The sequence below is a fragment of the Gloeomargarita sp. genome, assembly GCF_053491055.1.
This window is the reverse complement of sequence record NZ_JBRCEP010000032.1, coordinates 1-17,442: the sequence shown is the minus strand read 5'-3', so window position 1 is coordinate 17,442 and position 17,442 is coordinate 1. Positions and strand designations below refer to the sequence as shown.

At 58.2% G+C, this 17,442-nt stretch carries 15 protein-coding genes and 1 pseudogene; 9 read left to right on the top strand and 7 right to left on the bottom strand.

What is annotated here, in order from left to right:
- The first annotated feature begins 2 nt into the window (after positions 1–2).
- Both ACWISF_RS03500 and ACWISF_RS03495 read left to right on the top strand, forming a co-directional pair.
- A complete protein-coding gene (locus ACWISF_RS03500; protein WP_448380203.1) occupies positions 3–581 on the top strand; it encodes a Uma2 family endonuclease in 579 nt (192 codons plus the stop codon).
- A 4-nt stretch (positions 582–585) separates the two neighbouring features.
- The gene (locus ACWISF_RS03495) at positions 586–1,761 is read left to right on the top strand and encodes an aldo/keto reductase (RefSeq protein WP_448380204.1); all 1,176 of its coding nucleotides are present in this window, start codon (positions 586–588) and stop codon (positions 1,759–1,761) included.
- Here the strand turns inward: ACWISF_RS03495 and ACWISF_RS03490 are convergent.
- Positions 1,652–4,237 carry a DUF3536 domain-containing protein gene (locus ACWISF_RS03490; RefSeq protein WP_448380202.1) on the bottom strand — a complete coding sequence of 862 codons (2,586 nt, stop codon included), beginning with the start codon at positions 4,235–4,237 and terminating at the stop codon, positions 1,652–1,654. The genes ACWISF_RS03495 and ACWISF_RS03490 overlap by 110 nt on opposite strands.
- A 310-nt stretch (positions 4,238–4,547) precedes the next feature.
- Here ACWISF_RS03490 and ACWISF_RS03485 point away from each other — a divergent pair, with 310 nt between their 5' ends.
- Positions 4,548–5,153, top strand: a complete 606-nt coding sequence (locus ACWISF_RS03485; RefSeq protein ID WP_448380201.1) for a CPP1-like family protein — start codon at positions 4,548–4,550, stop codon at positions 5,151–5,153.
- Here ACWISF_RS03485 and ACWISF_RS03480 read toward each other — a convergent pair.
- The 5 genes from ACWISF_RS03480 to ACWISF_RS03460 are packed head-to-tail and all read right to left on the bottom strand — an operon-like array spanning position 5,150 to position 12,895.
- A complete protein-coding gene (locus ACWISF_RS03480) occupies positions 5,150–6,313 on the bottom strand; it encodes a pentapeptide repeat-containing protein (protein WP_448380200.1) in 1,164 nt (387 codons plus the stop codon). The genes ACWISF_RS03485 and ACWISF_RS03480 overlap by 4 nt on opposite strands.
- Before the next feature lie 44 nt (positions 6,314–6,357).
- Positions 6,358–7,338, bottom strand: coding sequence for a UDP-glucose 4-epimerase GalE (galE, locus tag ACWISF_RS03475; RefSeq protein ID WP_448380199.1), 981 nt, complete (start codon positions 7,336–7,338; stop codon positions 6,358–6,360).
- A complete protein-coding gene (locus tag ACWISF_RS03470; RefSeq protein ID WP_448380198.1) occupies positions 7,323–8,267 on the bottom strand; it encodes a UDP-glucuronic acid decarboxylase family protein in 945 nt (314 codons plus the stop codon). Before ACWISF_RS03470 ends, galE begins: the two co-directional genes overlap by 16 nt.
- Positions 8,267–9,628, bottom strand: coding sequence for a UDP-glucose dehydrogenase family protein (locus tag ACWISF_RS03465; RefSeq protein ID WP_448380197.1), 1,362 nt, complete (start codon positions 9,626–9,628; stop codon positions 8,267–8,269). The genes ACWISF_RS03470 and ACWISF_RS03465 overlap by 1 nt, the downstream gene beginning before the upstream one ends.
- A 45-nt stretch (positions 9,629–9,673) precedes the next feature.
- Positions 9,674–12,895, bottom strand: coding sequence for an EAL domain-containing protein (locus ACWISF_RS03460; RefSeq protein ID WP_448380196.1), 3,222 nt, complete (start codon positions 12,893–12,895; stop codon positions 9,674–9,676).
- A 109-nt stretch (positions 12,896–13,004) separates the two neighbouring features.
- Between ACWISF_RS03460 and ndhO the strand changes: the two genes are divergently transcribed.
- Genes ndhO through ACWISF_RS03445 form a run of 3 tightly spaced genes read left to right on the top strand, consistent with a single transcriptional unit; the run spans position 13,005 to position 14,871 of the window.
- Positions 13,005–13,217, top strand: coding sequence for an NAD(P)H-quinone oxidoreductase subunit O (gene ndhO / locus ACWISF_RS03455; protein ID WP_448380195.1), 213 nt, complete (start codon positions 13,005–13,007; stop codon positions 13,215–13,217).
- Positions 13,208–13,864, top strand: coding sequence for a diacylglycerol/polyprenol kinase family protein (locus ACWISF_RS03450; protein ID WP_448380194.1), 657 nt, complete (start codon positions 13,208–13,210; stop codon positions 13,862–13,864). The genes ndhO and ACWISF_RS03450 overlap by 10 nt, the downstream gene beginning before the upstream one ends.
- Positions 13,852–14,871 carry an ABC transporter ATP-binding protein gene (locus ACWISF_RS03445; protein WP_448380193.1) on the top strand — a complete coding sequence of 340 codons (1,020 nt, stop codon included), beginning with the start codon at positions 13,852–13,854 and terminating at the stop codon, positions 14,869–14,871. Before ACWISF_RS03450 ends, ACWISF_RS03445 begins: the two co-directional genes overlap by 13 nt.
- Positions 14,872–14,936: 65 nt before the next feature.
- On the opposite strand, the gene ACWISF_RS03440 is transcribed toward ACWISF_RS03445, so the two are convergent.
- The gene (locus tag ACWISF_RS03440) at positions 14,937–15,128 is read right to left on the bottom strand and encodes a hypothetical protein (RefSeq protein WP_448380192.1); all 192 of its coding nucleotides are present in this window, start codon (positions 15,126–15,128) and stop codon (positions 14,937–14,939) included.
- Between the two features lie 164 nt (positions 15,129–15,292).
- On the opposite strand from ACWISF_RS03440, the gene ACWISF_RS03435 reads away from it, so the two are divergent.
- The 3 genes and pseudogenes from ACWISF_RS03435 to ACWISF_RS03425 form a co-directional block, all read left to right on the top strand.
- Entirely contained in the window at positions 15,293–16,009 is a 717-nt protein-coding gene (locus ACWISF_RS03435) for a rhomboid family intramembrane serine protease (RefSeq protein ID WP_448380191.1), read from the top strand.
- A 51-nt stretch (positions 16,010–16,060) separates the two neighbouring features.
- Positions 16,061–17,197 carry a glycosyltransferase family 61 protein gene (locus ACWISF_RS03430; RefSeq protein ID WP_448380190.1) on the top strand — a complete coding sequence of 379 codons (1,137 nt, stop codon included), beginning with the start codon at positions 16,061–16,063 and terminating at the stop codon, positions 17,195–17,197.
- A gap of 63 nt (positions 17,198–17,260) precedes the next feature.
- A pseudogene (locus ACWISF_RS03425) lies at positions 17,261–17,442 on the top strand (glycosyl transferase); the annotation flags it as partial.

The window sequence follows — 17,442 nt, the reverse complement described above, 5'->3', positions numbered from 1 at the left end:
CCATCCGCCTGCCCTCGCCTTTTCGTTGTACGCCGGAGCAGTTTGTGGAACTGGTCAAGGCGAATCCCGAATTGCGTTGGGAATTGACGGCGCAGGGTGAGGTTATCGTCATGCCACCAACAGGTAGTGAAACGGGAAGCTATAGCTCTGAGTTGATTGCGAATTTTGTTATTTGGAACCGGCAAAGTCAATTAGGAAAAGTGTTTGATTCTTCGACGGGATTTCGGTTACCGAATGGGGCGATTCGTTCACCGGATGTGGCATGGATTGCCAAGGAACGGTGGACCCAGTTATCTCCAGAACAACGGCGCACGTTTGCACCTATTTGCCCTGATTTTGTCGTGGAATTGGTATCGCCCACGGATGATGTGAATGCCTTGGCAGCGAAAATGCAGGAGTACCTCGAGAATGGCTGTCGCTTGGGCTGGTTGGTTGACCCCCAAAAACGCCAGGTCACCATTTATCGCCCGCAGGTTGCCCCCGAAATTGTTAGCTTTGCCGTGCCCTTGACCGGTGCGGATGTCCTGCCCGGATTCACCCTGGATTTGCAGCAAATTTTTGGCCATGAATCTGCTACCTAAGCCGATGCAGTACCGACGTTTTGGCCGCACGGAACTGGCGATGCCCGTATTCTCCTGCGGGGGGATGCGTTATCAATACAAATGGCAGGACCAGGACCCAGCGGCAATTCCCCCAGAAAATCAAGCCAACCTACAAGCTACAATTCAGCGGGCGTGGGAACTGGGAATTACCCATATTGAAACGGCACGGGGTTATGGCACTTCGGAGATGCAATTGGGCTGGGTTTTGGGGCAGTTTCCCCGCGAACAATTGATTGTGCAAACGAAAATTGCCCCTGACCCCGATCCCCAGGTATTTGCCGAAAAATTTGCGAAGTCACTGCGCTATTTGCAACTGGAATATGTGGATTTGCTGGCGATTCACGGGCTGAATTTGCCGGAGCATTTGGAGTGGAGTTTGCGTGTCTGTTTACCGCTGGTGCGTCGCTGGCAAAAAGAGGGAATGGTGCGTTTTGTCGGCTTTTCTACCCACGGTCATGTGAGTTTGATTACCCAGGCAATTCAGACGGGGGAATTTGATTATGTGAATTTGCATTGGTATTACATTTTTCAGGACAATTGGCCAGCGATTTTGGCGGCGCAACAGCAGGATATGGGGGTGTTTATTATTAGCCCCAGCGATAAGGGTGGACATTTGTACAATCCGCCGCCTAAATTGGTACAACTTTGTCAGCCCCTGCATCCGATGGTGTTTAATGACCTGTTTTGTCTGAGCCATCCCCAGGTGCATACGTTGAGTGTAGGGGCGGCCAGGCCAACGGATTTTGATGCGCATCTCAAAACGCTCGAGTTGCTGGATGTTGCTCAGGACGTCCTACCGCCTATTTTAGAACGGTTGGAACAGGCGGCCAGAGCGGCGTTGGGGGATGCATGGTTTGAGTTGTGGGCGGTGAATTTGCCCCCTTGGTTTGCCACGCCCGGTCAGATCAATATGCCGCTCATTTTGCGCTTGTTGAATCTGGCAGAAGCCTTTGATTTGTGGGATTACAGTCGCACGCGCTACGGCATGCTTGGCAACGCCGGGCATTGGGTGCCAGGGCGGAATGCGGCGGCGTTGCCCCTGAAAGAACTCAGGGCCTGTTTGGCGAATCATCCGCTGCCGGATCAGGTGTTGGCGCGCCTGCGCCGGGCGCATCAGTTGTGGGGCACAGCATCGGGACAGCGGTTGTCGGGGGCTTGAGCCAGGGTTCTGTGGAGCACAGGGGGGGAGCCACCCGCAGCATGGGCGCCAACTCCAGCAGCGCTGCCCCCAGATGGCCCTGGCGACAGGCGGCAAAGTACCGTTCTTGCAGGCGGTCCAGCGAGGGACGCAGGTGCAGCCATTCCGCCAGTTGGCATAACTTTTGCCAGCGCTGCACGCCTTTGGTCAGCAACGGTTCAGGCAGCCGGGTGAGCAATTCTTCGAGCCAGGTAAGCAGCAGACGTTCGATGATCTGGCGTCCTTCGGGAATGTCCAATGTCACCCCTACCTGTTGCACTTCCTGGGTAAGGCTGTGGAGTTCTTGGAGATAGACCAGGCCGTTGGGGGGGCTATCTGCCAGGGGGTTGCTGGTTTCCAACTCCAGCCGTCGCAACAGGGACATGACCCGCTGGCTGAGGGCAATGGCGGCGGCCACCTGCAACTCCTGGGGTACGGGTAGACGGTCCCGCCGGAAAGCCATGATCACCCCGTAATTTTCCCGGTACACCTGACTGTAGAGTTGGTCCAGTTGGGTGAGGGTGTTTTGGGCCAGTAACCCGATAATCTGTTGCCGTTCTTGGCTGAAGATGTCGGCTAGGCCGTAGCAGGTGCCGGAACCAAACAGCCGTTGCATCGCCAAGACCGTCTGCGCCCCGCTGCCCTGCTGAAACACCGCCAGCAACTGCTCCCGCATCTGTTGGTAGGTTTTGCGCTGGGGAAAGTCCCGCAAACAGCAGTGAAAATCCCAACCCCCCAGGTGCAATACAGCCATGACCAGGTGCTTTTGTTCCCAGGTGATGATGGAGGTGATGGTGAGTTCGCCAAAGGCCAAAGTGAGGTTGCCCAACCGCTGGATGGAGTAATCCTGCTGCTCGATGTTGTAGCAGTAGATTTGCTGTTGGCGGGGGTATTGGGTGTAAAGGGAACTAATGCCGTAGTGGGCGGCCACTTGGGGCATGGTCACGCGGGCGGTTTCGACGCGCTGTTGATAGACGATCTCACCGTTGACGTACTGGGGCAGATTGCTGGGCGCCAGGGCCAGACGTTTGCGAAATTCCGGTTCCCAATCCTGGCCGGTGACCTCGCGGGCTAACTCCAGCGCCCGCGCCGCATACCGCAAAATTTGCACCCCCTCTGGGCGCGCCAATTCCTCAAAAAACCAGCCGCAACTGGTGAACATCAACAGGCGATGGCGTTGCATTTCCAGCAGCCGCAACACATCCACCTGCTCTGCAGGCGCCAGGGGGTACCGCTGCTGTTGCGCCAAAAACCGCTGTGTCTGCTCCTGGGTGCGCTCCCGTAGAACGGTGATGTAGGCATCCCGCGCGCCCCAGGGGTCCACCAGCCATTTCCCGCCCCATTCTTCGTACAGGGCATCCAACTGCTGGGCCAACCAGTCCAAACTCTGGCGCAGGGGAGCCCGCCATTTCTGATGCCAACCCCCCCCGCCCCCACAGCCACAGTCCGACCGCCAGCGTTCCACCCCATGCGCGCAACTCCAGGCGGTGCGGGGTTTGATCACCAGCTCCCAGGTGGGGGGATACAGGCTGAGGTAATGGGCAAAATTGGTCACCTGCCAGCCCCGCCGGGGAATCTCGCGGGTGAGGGCATAGGCAATCGTCTTTTCCGCCCCTTTTTTGTGATGGCCGAAGGTTTCCCCATCGGTTGCAACGGCAATCAACTGGGTGCGCCCCGGCTGCACCGCCATCCCCAACCGGCTCACGAAATGTTGGCTGCTGGCTAGAACATCCCCAAACCCCATATCCCCGGAAATCGGCCCGTCATAGACGAAAATGGCGATTTGCCGTTGGCTGCCCCACTCCGGCAAAATCTCATCGGGAATCCGGCACCAATAGGGACGGGTCGGGTCAATTTGGCCCCCGCCTACCTCGTACCACTCCTGGGCGCCCAAGGGCCGACACCGCTGCACCTGGGACGGGGCCACGACCGTAAACTTAAACCCCTCGGCCACCAGCACCGCCAAGGTTTCGTAATCAATCGCCGTCTCTGCCAACCACATGCCTTCCGGTGCGCGCCCAAACCGGGCCATAAAGTCCTGTTTGGCCCACCGCACCTGGGTAAATTTATCGCGGGTGGACGCCAACGGCATGATGATATGGTTGTACACCTGGGCCATGGCATTCCCATGACCATTCAGGCGCTCGCAACTGCGCCGGTCCGCCTCGATAATCCGCTGGTAGGTCTCCAGGTCGTACCGCTCCAACCACTGAAACAGGGTCGGGCCAATATTGAAACTCAGGTACTCAAAATTGTTGACAATATCCACCACATCCCCAGCATCGCTCAACACCCGGGCGAAGGCGTTGGGGCGATAGCACTCATGAAAAATCCGTTCATTCCAGTCGTGGAACGGGCTAGCCCCCTCCTGCCGCTCAATTGCCTCCAGGTAGGGATTCTCCCGGGGTGGCTGGTAAAAATGCCCATGCACCGTCACATACACCTGGGTCGTTCCCATCGCCGTTCCCTCGCTTGTGCCGCTGGTTCGGGTGCGCCCGCTCCCCCCGGAACGCCTGGGTGGGCCTATAGCCCTATGAACTTAGCATAAACCCGCGGTTGTCTAGGGGTGGCCGTTTTGCCCTAGAATTCTTTGGGATCGCTCAGGACGGGCAAGGGTTGCGTAGCAAAATGTTACAAAAATGTCCCCTCCGTAACGCCTGACGGTGACGATATTTGCCGGAATTTTACAGAATTTTTCGCTTTTCAAACTTGTAGTCCCTCCCGGCGGTGCAGTAGGCTAGAAGTACCTGGAGCAAACGTGGTTTTTTATGAGCGAAACCAATCCCTACGCGCAACTTGGGGTCAGCGAGGATGCCTCCTTCGAGGAAGTACAGGCGGCGCGGGCGCAGTTGTTGAGCCAGTGCCAGGGGGATGAGCGGCGCGCCCAGGTGGTGGAGATGGCCTACGATGCCATCTTGATGGACCGTCTGCGCCAGCGACAGGAAGGGCGGATCAAGGTGCCAGAGCGAATTCGCTATGCGGAGCGGCACCTGGTGGCGACAGCCGAACGGCAGGACACCCGCACGGCGACCTTACCCGCTTGGGTGGAACAGTTGCGGGGCTTTGTGGATACCCCTAGCCTCCAGGAGGTGGTGGTACCGGCGTTGGTCTACGGGGGCTTGGGCGGTTGGGCGTGGGTGGCCAGCGCCAATGCTGCCTTGCCGGTCGCCCTGGGGATTGCCGCCAATCTGTTTTTCATCAACCGCAAGGAAAACCGCTTTGGGCGGGCCTTGTTGCTCACCGTACTGGGCCTGGTGCTGGGAGCGGTGGTGGGCAATGTGTTACTTAGCCTGCAGCTGGGGTTGTTCCCCGAGACGGCGATGAGCTGGGGAATTTTGCTCATCCTCTGGTTGGTGAGCAGTTTTCTGCGTTAGCCTTCCTTGCCGTACAATTTGTTGGGGATGCCCTGGCAGCCGCCGGGAATGGTGTTGCGGGTGCGGACGCCCCCCCAGGCGCACAGATAAAACCGCTGCTCTTCCGAGAGGTTATAAACGCCGGTGAAATCGGCGCCCTCGACGATCGCGCCGGTGTATTGGCCGGTTTGAAAGTTCGGGCGTTCCCCGTCGGGCCAGGGCTGGTGGGGACTGGCGTAATCGAGTTTTTCTGGGTCGCCGTAGAAGAAGATTGCCCCCTGGAGGTTGGCCCCGGTGAATTTGGCGCCCTGGAGGTTGCACATGGCAAAGTTGGTGCGGTTGAGATTGCAATGGCTAAAATCCGTGCCACTCAAATCCGCCTGGCTAAAGTCCACCCGCCGCAAATCCGTACCGCTTAAATCCGCCCCTGCCAGCATGTTTTCTAAGTTAATCACCCGCTCCCCGTGTTCCCGGTCCTCCTGGTACAGGCCGTTGCCATCCAGGATGGGGCGTCCCAACCGCTGGTCCCGCTTCAGGGGCGTCAGCAACTTGGCCATGGACAAAAACCGCACCACTTTGGCCTTGCCTTCGGCGTTGACGCTGCTTAGCAACGCGGCGGTGCGTCCGGCGGCAATCATGCGCTCTTGCGGCCAATCTTCCAAAAACCCATGTTCATCCAAGGCCAACTCGGAAATGCCCTGGAAATAGGCGTCAATCGTCTGCTGTTGGGTAATACGGTTTTGCTGCTCGGTGAGGACTTTGGAAATCACGTACTGCTGCCAGGAAATCACCACCGCCACCAGAGCCACCAAAATTTGCCCCACCGCCCCCAAACTTTCGCCCAGGGCCGAGGCCACATTCCAATCAATCCGCAGGCCGCCCCGTCCCCAAAGCCACACCAACAGGCCGATAAATCCCGTAATCAGCGCCACACCACCCAACAGCAACGACGATTCCTCCGGGTGGATTTCCCGCAAAAAACGCTGTATCCCCTCCCAAAACAACTCCACCGCCAGCAGCAGGGATAAAACCGTAACCAGCCCGGCCAGCCAATACCACCCGGCCACAATGGCGATCATCAGCAGCGCCACCACCCCTAACGTCAGGGGAATTTGCACCTTTTTGAACCCTTTGCGCCAAGCCAAACGGGGGGATTTACCAGCATAGGGCATCTCGGTCATAGGTTCCGGGGGGCCGCATAAACCGTGACGGCAAACCAACTCAATCACTCAACCTTAGCATAGGTCTTGCGATGCCAATGCCAGGCGGTTTGCACAATCGTCGCCAGGTCGGAATACCGAGGCTGCCAGTTGAGCAATTGGCGCGCCAAGGTTGCATCCGCCACCAGTATCGGGGCATCCCCCGGTCGCCGCCCCATTTCCCGCACCGGCACCCGTTGACCCGTCACCTGCTCTACCGCGGCAATCACCTGCCGCACCGAATGGCCCCGCCCCGTGCCCAAATTCACCGTGAGATTGGCCTGCTGCTGCCACACATACGCCAACGCCCGCACATGCGCCTCGGCCAAATCCGTCACATGGATAAAATCCCGCACCGCCGTCCCATCGGGCGTATCGTAATCCGTACCAAAAATCGGCACCGGTTCCCCCCCCAACAGGGCGCCCAAAACGCGGGGAATCAGATGGGGTTCCGGGTCGTGGCATTCCCCCAACATCCCCTCAATATCCGCCCCCGCCGCATTGAAATACCGCAAAGCCGCATAACGCAACCCATAGGCCTGACTAAACCAATACAGCACCTGCTCAATCGCCCGCTTCGATTCCCCGTAGGGATTGACCGGGTTTTGCGGATGGTTCTCCGTCAAAGGCAACCACTGCGGCTCCCCATAAACAGCACAGGTGGAAGAAAAAATACAGGTCTTAACCCCCCTGGCCACCATGACCTCTAGGAGATTCAGTGTATTTACAAAATTATTACGAAAATACTTGGCAGGCTGTTGCATGGATTCGCCCACGTAGGCGCTGGCGGCAAAGTGCATCACCGCCTGAATGTCGTAGGTGCAGAACACATCAAGCAGCCATTCCCGGTCAGCCAAATCCCCAGGGAGCAGTTTGCCCCACTGCACTGCCCAGCGGTGTCCTGTACTGAAATTATCCAGCACCAAGGGCGTCAGGCCCGCCTGGGCCAGGGCTTTGCAGGTGTGGCTGCCGATGTAGCCCGCCCCGCCGGTTACGAGAATGAACATCGCCGCCGCAGGTCAGCAATCGTGTGCCTCAAGCCGGTGCGCAAATCCACCTGGGGCGACCAGTTGAGTTTGGTGCGGGCCAGGGTGATGTCTGGGCACCGTTGTTTCGGGTCATCCTGGGGCAAGGGGCAAAAGCGGAGCGGGGAGCGGCTGCCGGTCAATTCTTGAATCACCTGCGCCAGGGCCAACACGCTCAACTCCTCTGGGTTGCCCAAATTCACCGGGTAGGGATAGTTCACCCCCATCAGCCGCACAATGCCCTCGATCAGGTCATCGATGTATTGAAAACTGCGGGTCTGGCTGCCGTCGCCGTAGATGGTTAGCGGTTCGCCCCGCAGCGCCTGCTGGATAAAGTTGGTCACCACCCGCCCGTCGTCCGGGTCCATGCGGGGGCCGTGCGTATTGAAGATGCGAATGATGCGTACCGGTAAGCCGTACTGCCGATGAAAGGCCAAGGTCAGCGCTTCGGCGTAGCGTTTGGCTTCGTCGTAGACACTGCGGGGACCTGTGCAATTCACATGCCCCCAGTAGTCTTCCCGTTGGGGATGCTCCAGGGGGTCGCCGTAGATTTCGCTGGTGCTGGCCAAGAAAAACTGCGCGCCCTTTTGCCGCGCCAGCTCCAGCAGATGATACGTCCCTTCGCTGTTGACCCGCAGCGTCGCCAACGGCAACGCCAGATACTTGGGCGGGGAAGCCGGGCTGGCAAAGTGCATGACCCAATCCAAGGGTTCGGCGACCGTCAACGGGGTAATCACATCGTGCTGAATTTTTTCCACCTGGGGATGCTGTTGCCAATGGGCGAGATTTTCCCAGGAACCCGTACTGCAATTGTCCACCGCCAGCACCCGGTAGCCCTCGCGCACCAGGCGGTCGGTGAGGTGACTGCCCACAAATCCCGCCGCCCCTGTCAGCAGGACCGTCCCCCGCATCAGCGCCCCAGCCCCACGTAGGTAAAGCCCGCCCGCCGCAGGCGTTCCCGGTCGAGAAAATTGCGGCCATCTAGGATAAGCGGCGAGCGCATTTGCTTGGCCAGGTCCTCCCAGGGCAAATTCCGGTACTGGGGCCAATCGGTCACCAGCACCAGGGCATCGCAGTCTTGGGCCAGGGTCTCGACCGCCTCGCAGTAGTGCACGTCCAGCTTCGGCCATTCCCGTTGCGCCCGCGCGAGCGCCACCGGGTCGTGCACCCGCACCCCCACCCCCCGTTCCAACAACTGCTGGGCAATGTCCAGGGCTGGGGCATCGCGCAGGTCGTCTGTGTGGGGCTTAAACGCCAGTCCCAGCAAACCCACCCGACGGCCCTTGAGAATTTTCAGGATGTGGCGGAGTTTTTCGACCACCCACTGCCGTTGCTGCGCATTGACCACCCGACTGGCCTGGACAATGGCCATCCCCAAACCGTAATCCCGCGCGGTGGCAATCAGCGCCGCCGTATCTTTGCCAAAACAGGAACCCCCCCAGCCAAGCCCCGCCTGCAAAAACTGACTGCCAATGCGTTTATCCAGGCCGATCCCGCGGGCAATTTGGGTCACATCCGCCCCCACCCGCTCCGCCAACTGGGCGATTTCGTTGATGAAACTAATCTTCACCGCCAAAAAGGCATTGGCCGCATATTTCATCAACTCCGCCGAGGTCACATCCGCCGTAATCAGAGGCACGGCGGCCACCTCCGCCGGTCGGGGCAAAAAACTAGGCGGAGTAAAGCTCTGCTCCAAAATCGGTTGGTACAGGGTGTGGAGGAGTTCTAAAGCGCGGGGTTCCTGCGTGCCGATGACCACCCGGTCGGGGTAGAAGGTGTCATGGAGCGCCGAACCTTCCCGCAAAAATTCTGGGTTCGAGACCACCGCAAACTGCACCGGAGCAGCGTCAGTACGGGTTTTCAGGGCTTCTGCGATCAGGGTTTCGACCCAGTTGCCGCTGCCGATGGGCACGGTGGATTTATTCACAACCACGGTAAATTCCTGCCCCAAATGCAACCCCACCCCCTGGGCGGCCTGGCGGACATAGGTCAAATCGGGATTGCCATCGGGAAGCGAGGGGGTGCCCACCGCGATAAAGACCACCTGGGCCGGAGCAATGGCCGCCGCATAGTCGGTGGTGAAGGTGATGTTGGGACGGGCCAGGTGGAGCAATTCCGCCAGATGGGGTTCATAAATGGGAATCTCCCCCCGTTGCAGCCGGGCAATTTTTTCCCTGTCCACATCTAATCCCACCACCTGATGCCCCAGGTAGGCCAGCGCCACCCCCGTCGTCAGCCCCACATAGCCCGTTCCAATGATGGCAACCCGCACACCCCACTCCTTGCCGTTGCTGGTTTGATTGTACTTGCCAGTGTATCAGGGGAGGTGCCAGGGTACGGGGTGTTGGAGCAAAGCGGTGGCGGCGGCGGCGCTCAAAGGGGGGGCAAACCAATAGCCCTGGCCGTACAGGGGAGCCTGGGGACTGAAACGGCGCAGCAGCATCACCTGTTCCTCGGTTTCGATGCCCTCGACAACCACCTCCTTGTCCAAGGTCAACGCCAGCGTGACGATCGCCTGGACCAGGTCGTCTGTCTGCCCCATGTGCCGGATAAACGAGCGGTCAATTTTCAGGGAATCCACCGGCAACCCCTGCAACCGCGCCAGCGAAGAATAGCCAGTGCCAAAGTCATCAATGCTCACCCGCACCCCCTCTTGGCGCAGTTCATTCAAGGCCTGTCCTACCGTCTGCGGGTCAGCCATCAACACCCCCTCGGTCACCTCCAGCACCAGGGACTGAGGCGGCAACTGCCATTGGCGTAGGGTGTCCCGCACCTGGTTGACCCATTCCGCCGCCCGACGGAACAAACGCCCCGACACGTTCACCGCCAGGGTCAAATCCGGTTGCACCTGGCGCCACCGGGCCAACTGGGCGGAAGCGGTGTGCAACACCCACTGGCTCAGGGGATAGATCAACTCTGACTCCTCCGCGATCGGAATAAACACCCCCGGCGACACCAACCCCACCCCTGGCCGTTGCCAGCGCACCAGCGCTTCAAACCCGACAATCGTACCCCGGCGCACATCCACCACCGGTTGATAGTGCAAGAGCAACTCCTGCTGCGCTAAACCCTGCCGCAGCGCCGTTTCCAACTCCAACTGCCCTTTAAGTTGGGCGTGCATCCCCGGACGAAACACCTCCACCCCACAGCGTCCGGCCAGTTTCACCCGGTACATGGCAATGTCCGCATTGCGGAGAATATCGGCGGGGCTGGCATCCGGGTCGTCATTGAGGCACACGCCGATACTGGTGCTGACAACCAATTCCCGCCCCTGCACGACAAAGGGTTGCTGCAAGACCCGCAACAGCGTCTCGGCAATGGCCACCGCCTGCCCCACCCCCGTCACCGGCTCGAGCAAGACCACAAATTCATCCCCCCCCAAGCGGGCCAGCACATCCCCTGGCCGCATCTGGGCCTGCAACCGCCGGGCCACCTGCTGGAGCATCTCATCCCCGACCGCGTGGCCGAGACTGTCATTGACCAACTTGAACCGGTCCAAATCCGCAAACAACACGGCGTAGTAGGTCCCCGCCTGCAACGCCCGTTGGTGCACCTGGTGGAGCCGGTCCATCAGGAAATTCCGGTTGGGCAGCCCGGTGAGGGCATCGTGGTAGGCCTCGTAGAGCAACTGGGCTTCCATCTGTTTACGGGCGGTAATGTCCCGGTACACCCACACCCACTCGTCCTGGGCGGTGTCGGCGCGGGCCGAATCGGACAGGGATAACACCGTCAATTCCACCCAAAAATCCTCATGCTGCTTGGTGTATTGCACCAGTTCCACGCGGACCGAAGCCCCCTGTTTGCGGGAATTTTGCAGGTATTCCCACTGGGTCAAATCGGTTTTTTCGCCGCACAGTTCTCCCAACCCCAGCCGTTGAATTTCCTCGAAGCCATAGCCGGTCATGGCCAAAAAGGTGGGATTGGCGTAGATCACCTGCTGCCCCCGCGTAATGACAATGCCATCGTTGGCGCAGACCACCACCGCTTCCATCAACTGCAACCGTTCCTGCACCCGGTGTGCCTGGGTGACATCCCGCCCGACCCACTGCATTTCCAGCAGTTCTCCTTGGTCGTTGCGGATTTCCTGGGCTTGCCAGGCGACCCAACCCAATTCCCCATTGCCCCGCCGCAGGGGTTGTTCGCCCACCGCCAGCGCCAATTCCTGCGGGGAGCGCTGCAACACCTGCGCGGCTGTCTGTCCCAGATAACGGCAAAGTGCCGGATTGGCAAAGGTCAAACGCCCCTGGGGGTCATGGCGGCAGATGAGTTCGCTTTGGGCGTCCACAATCTCCCGGTAGCGGGCTTCCTGTTGGCACAACCGTTCCACCAATTCTGTCCGGTGCAAGGCCAACCCCAGGTAATTCGCCACCTGCTGCACCAGGGCAATTTCCCCCTGTTGCCAGATGTGGGGACGGGTGCACTGATGCACGATCAGCAACCCCCACAGGGATTCCCGCTGACGGATCGGCACGACCAAATTGGCCTGCACCCCAAACCGCTGCAACAACTCCCGGTGACAGGGTTCGATGGGGGCGGTCGCCACATCGGCAATCGCCAACACCCGCCCCTGGCGATAGCGTTCCAGGTACTGTTCTGTAAAACAGTGATCCTGAATTTGGGTGTGCAGCATCTGGAATTGGGGGTCACGCACTGCCTCCACGGCGAAATAGACCGACCCATCCGGGCGCACCGGCGTAATTGCCACCCGGTCTGCCCCCAACAGTTGCCGGAGTTCGTCCACCGCACATTGCATCACCGGCGTCACTTCCAGGGATTCCAAGATTTCCGTGCTGAGTCGCACCAAAAACTGGTTGGCATCCCCCTGGGCTTGGCTGAACTGTTCTGCCTGTTTGCTGGCCGTAATGTCCACACAGCAACCGACCAGGCCGACTGGTTCCCCCTGGGCATGGTACCGGGGTTGACCGGTGCAGGCCAGCCACCGCCGGCTGTGGTCGGCGCAAGACAGCCGAAATTCCACCCGGTAAGGCACCCCATCCCGCACCGCCTGGTGATACATCGCCGCGACCATGGCCTGCTCTTCGGGATGCACCAGGTCAAACCAATTCTTCCCCAAGACCCGCTCCACCGGCCAACCCGTCAGCACCGTCCAATGCCGGTTGACATAGGTGACTTGCCCTTGGGCATCGGCAACCCACAGCAAAACGGGCGCCTCCTCCACCACCGCCCCTGGTGGTACCGGGAGCAACCACCCCACCGCCGTTGTTGCCGATACCGGTGTAGATTGCAGCCAGTAGGATTGCCCCTGCCAGGAAATAGGCTGCGCCTGGGGGGTTTGGGCGCGCAGACATTGGGCCACCCTTTCTAGCAAAGGGGTACCATCCTGGCCGACGACCCGTTCCCAAGCCGGATTCAGCCCGTAAAATTGATAGGTTCCCTCCGCCTGTTGTTCAACCCAGACCAAGGGATAGGGCAATGCCTGCACCACTGCTTGGCAGATGCTTTTGTCGGCGGGCATCACCGGCGTTCCCGCAGCGAAGGGGCATGGTTCCGCATGACACAACCGCCCTCTAGGGGGCATAGGCGCACCACCCCTATCCTAGCCGAAACCCTGCGGGGATTTCGCGCCACACCCCTAGCGAGTGTTTACAGTCATAATGGGAGTAGCAAAACTGCAAGGAGCAAGGGGCATGGCGATCAAAAAAGGCGGGTTGGTGCGGGTGATCCGCGAACGCCTGGAAAACAGTCTGGAAGCCCAGGCAAACGATACCCGTTGGTCCGCCTACGTTTTTGAATCCCCGGCGGAGGTGCTGGACATCCGGGGCGACTATGTGCAGTTGAAATTTCCGGTGCCGACCCCGCCGGTATGGTTGCGCCTGGACCAGGTTGAGGCATGCGCCTAAACCCCACCTTGGTCGCCATCGGGGGCGTCAGTGCGTGGGTGGGGCTGGTGCTGACGGTCGCCGGGGTGGTGGCCCAAAAAACCACAGCCAGCCCGGAGACAATTCGCAAAATTGTCCATATCGGCACGGGGAATGTGATTTTGCTGGCCTGGTGGTGGCGGGTGCCCACCTGGATGGGGGTGGGGGCAGCCATACTGGCGGCAATCATCACGTTAATTTCCTACCGGGTGCCCCTCCTGCCGGGGATTGATAGCGTCAACCGCCGCAGCGCTGGGACGTTTTTTTATGCGGTGAGTATTGGGGTGTTGATGGCTTGGTTTTGGCCGCAGGCCCACTACCAGTACACGGTGCTGGGGATTTTGATCATGGTCTGGGGGGATGGGCTGGCTGCCGTGGTCGGGCAACGCTGGGGCAAACACCCTTATGTCCTGCTGGGGATTCACAAAACCTGGGAAGGTTCCCTGACCATGGCGGGGGTCGCCGGGCTGGTGACGGGCTGTGTGTTGGGCTGGACACCCCTGGTGCTGGTCATCGCCGGGGTGGCGGCGGTGCTGGAGATTTTTTCCTATTACGGTCTGGACAATTTCACGGTACCGGTAGGGACGGCGGCAGTAGCGTTTTGGTGGCAACAGGTATGGCCGGGGTAAGGCTGGAGCAAGTCACACAACGGTTTGGGCGGCAGGTGGCAGTCGCGGAGGTGTCCCTGCAGATTCCCGACGGGGAATTTTGGGTGTTGATGGGGCCTTCCGGCTGCGGCAAATCCACCTTGCTTCGCCTCGTGGCGGGGCTATTGCCGGTGCAAGAGGGGCAGGTGTATCTGGGAGAGCGGTGTGTGAACCAGGTACCGGCGCGGGAGCGGGATGTGGCGATGGTGTTTCAAAACTACGCCCTTTATCCCCACCTGAGCGTGGCGGAGAATCTGGCCTTTGGCTTGAAGATGCGGGGTGTTCCCCCGGCGGTGCGGCAACAGCGGGTGCAGTGGGTGGCCAACTTGCTGGGCTTGACCCCCTTATTGGGGCAAAAACCGGGGCAACTCTCTGGCGGCCAACAGCAGCGGGTGGCTTTAGGGCGGGCCATTGTGCGCGCTCCCCAGGTGTTTTTGCTGGATGAACCCCTGTCGAATCTGGACAGTCGCCTGCGGGATCAGACGCGGGCAGAACTCAAACGCCTGCACCAGCAACTCAAAATCACCACCCTCTATGTCACCCACGACCAAACCGAGGCCATGACTCTGGCAGACCAACTGGTTGTCATGCACCAGGGGCGGGTGCAACAGGTGGGTCCGCCCCAGACCTTGTACCAGCAACCGGCCAATCAAATCGTCGCCTCATTTCTGGGCAATCCCCCTATGAACTTCCTGCCTGCCTGGTTGTTGCCCCATGTACCCCCGGATGTCACCGTTGGCATCCGCCCGGAAGCCATTTGCCTGACCAGCCCAGAGGCAGGGACGCTCCGGGGGCAAGTGGTCGTTGTCGAACCCCTGGGGGATGTCACCCTCGTCCAGGTGCAGGTAGAAACCCTCAGCCTGTGGCTCAAAACCCAGACCCTGCCCACGGTCGGCGAGTGCGTCGGACTCGTGTGGCCGACCAGTCATTGTTATTACTTTCACACCCAGACCGGCCAACGCCTCGAACGCAAAACTCTAGCTGGCTAAGGTGAATCCAACCCCTGCGCCCACACCCATCGGTTTGCTACCACAACCCCTGGCGTTCGTCCAAGTTAATCATCATTTTTTCCCGCACCGCACCGATAATTTGACCATTGGGCCATAGCCGCACATGCGAGGGCCGCAACCCCACCACTTCCGGCCACAGGCCCAGGCAGGGCGGGGGTCAGGGTCAACCGTTGGTCCAAAGCGGTGCGGCGCTGTCCCCACGCCAGGGCAATCCGCAGGTCCAGGAACAAACACACCCCCCGGCACTCCCTAACCAGAACCAAGCCTTGGGCAGGGCGCCTCGGAAACGATAACTTAATTTTAATTCGATTTTAATTCGCTTGGGATTGCCATTTACCGACTACCTAGATTAGCATGAACTTAATTCGATAACCCCCTGTACTGATATTGCTAAAAATTCATGAGTGAACCTGACCCCACCATCCAGGCTAAACTGCGCAAATTGGAGCAAGAGATAGAATCTCAAGCGAGAATTCAGGCCAAACTTCACCAATTGGAACAAGAGATAGAATCTCAAGCTAGCAGGGCTAGGCGTGGTGCTTTGTCAGCAAAAGGGCGATCCATCTATAATCCATTTCCTATCCCTTTCTATTTTTTAGTCATCGCTTGGGCGCAACAAATTATTGACCAAATTGTGTTTGGCGGACGGTGGAACCTGCCGATTATTCCCCGGCGTACTGTTGGTATTCCCGGCATTATCTTTTCGGCCTTTTCCCATGCGGATTTTGGCCATTTAATTGCCAACAGTATCCCCTTTGTTATTTTTAGCTGGCTGATCCTTATCCAAAGCTATCGCAACTATTGGATAACCCTGTTGGTAGGTTGGTTGGGGGGTGGTTTTTTCTGTTGGTTGCTTGGTCCTGATCCGGTACATGGCCTAAGTGGCGTTGTCTATACTTTGTTTGGTTATCTGCTATGGATTGGCTGGCAAGAACAGCGCATCATTCCACTTTTTATTTCTGTTTTCGTCTTTGTGAATTATTGGGGATTGATTTGGGGGGTTTTGCCGCACAATCCACGGGTAGCTTGGTGGGGACACCTCATCGGCTTTGTTTTGGGCATTGCCACGGCCTATTTCTTGGGTAAAAATCAGCGAAAAAATTTGTTAAATCAATGATTATTTGTTAAATCAATGATTGAGGGATCGGCAGAAGTTCTGTAAACATTGATGAAATTTAGCGATAAAATTCAGCGCAACTGGAGAAAATTGCTAACGCCTTTGACCGGCAGCATTCCTGCCCAAGGGTATTGGCCAAGCGCGTGGGATTACTATCAGCATTACCAACATACGGGGCTACCCGGTTTGGGTTATTACCCCTATTGGTCAACCTATCAGGAACATTACCCGGTTCCCCGTTCCATTTATCCCCAGCCACATCAAGCTTTTTGCAGGACAACGATCACGATGCCAGAGAGTTATTGGGTCAGTGTTCCCCATGCGACGGTGCTAAGTAGTCGGCAGTCCGTAGGGAGTGTAATTGCCCATGATGGCAAGGTGATTCATAATTCCTCTCGCCAATGGGTCAACCAACCTGAGCAGAATGAGGCTTGCCATCGCAAATTTCCCAGGCCAATTCCTATTGAAAAAACGCTGGCAGTTCTGGGGATTGGCGGGGGCGGGATGAACTATTATCATTGGTTGACGGAGGTACTGCCGCGGATTCACCTATTGAAACAGGGGCATATCTGGCCGAAAATTGACCGCTTTTTGGTGGATGAACCGAGTGGCAAATTAGCCATCACCTTAGAGATACTCGGCGTTGCGCCATCCCAAATTATTTACACCCATCGTTATATTACGTTGGCTAGTCCGCTGGTGTTCATGCCCCAATTTCTGCGGTTCCAGTATCGCTGGCGTATTGATTTTTTAAGGGAGACATTCTTGCCCTACCGCGATGTAAATGCAAGTAAAATTGACAGAATTTATATCAGTCGTTCCAAAGCCAGTCGTAGGCGTGTGCTGAACGAGGCAGAAGTTTTGGATTATTTAATGCCTTTGGGATATGTGCCTTTTTGGCTAGAGGATTTGAGTTTTTTGGAGCAAGTGAGTCTCTTTGCCCAGGCCAAACGGGTGATTGGGTTGCATGGGGCTGGGTTAACGAATATCGCTTGGTGTCCACCGGGTGCGCGAGTTTTGGAGATATTTCCCAGTGAGTCTATTCCCAGTTATTATTGGGTTTTGGCTAGCCAAGTTGGTGTGGATTATTATTATTTGATCTCGCTTAATTCCCCCCCATTTCCCCACGATGATACGGTGCTTGATCTCAAACAATTGCGGCAAGCCGTCGAACATTTCGAATCCTAGAATGTGTACAGGTCGCACATTTGCAGAGCGAGGAATGCCCATCGGGATACTGAGAAAATGCCCATGAATGTGCTTTTCATCCACCAAAACTTCCCCGCCCAGTTCAAATTTCTGGCGCCTGCCTTGGTGGCTCAGGGGTATAGGGTGGTGGGGATGACCATGCAAAAAGTGTCTGCTACCAAGTGGCAGGGCGTCCAGGTCGTACCTTATGAAGCAAACCGCAACCCTACCCCTGGCATCCACCC

Coding starts and splice junctions, on each gene's coding strand:
- ACWISF_RS03495 (WP_448380204.1), top strand. CDS start 586: ATGCAGTACCGACGTTTTGGCCGCACGGAACTGGCGATGCCCGTATTC.
- ACWISF_RS03490 (WP_448380202.1), bottom strand. CDS start 4,237: ATGGGAACGACCCAGGTGTATGTGACGGTGCATGGGCATTTTTACCAG.
- ACWISF_RS03485 (WP_448380201.1), top strand. CDS start 4,548: ATGAGCGAAACCAATCCCTACGCGCAACTTGGGGTCAGCGAGGATGCC.
- ACWISF_RS03480 (WP_448380200.1), bottom strand. CDS start 6,313: ATGACCGAGATGCCCTATGCTGGTAAATCCCCCCGTTTGGCTTGGCGC.
- galE (WP_448380199.1), bottom strand. CDS start 7,338: ATGTTCATTCTCGTAACCGGCGGGGCGGGCTACATCGGCAGCCACACC.
- ACWISF_RS03470 (WP_448380198.1), bottom strand. CDS start 8,267: ATGCGGGGGACGGTCCTGCTGACAGGGGCGGCGGGATTTGTGGGCAGT.
- ACWISF_RS03460 (WP_448380196.1), bottom strand. CDS start 12,895: ATGCCCCCTAGAGGGCGGTTGTGTCATGCGGAACCATGCCCCTTCGCT.
- ndhO (WP_448380195.1), top strand. CDS start 13,005: ATGGCGATCAAAAAAGGCGGGTTGGTGCGGGTGATCCGCGAACGCCTG.
- ACWISF_RS03450 (WP_448380194.1), top strand. CDS start 13,208: ATGCGCCTAAACCCCACCTTGGTCGCCATCGGGGGCGTCAGTGCGTGG.
- ACWISF_RS03445 (WP_448380193.1), top strand. CDS start 13,852: ATGGCCGGGGTAAGGCTGGAGCAAGTCACACAACGGTTTGGGCGGCAG.
- ACWISF_RS03435 (WP_448380191.1), top strand. CDS start 15,293: ATGAGTGAACCTGACCCCACCATCCAGGCTAAACTGCGCAAATTGGAG.
- ACWISF_RS03430 (WP_448380190.1), top strand. CDS start 16,061: ATGAAATTTAGCGATAAAATTCAGCGCAACTGGAGAAAATTGCTAACG.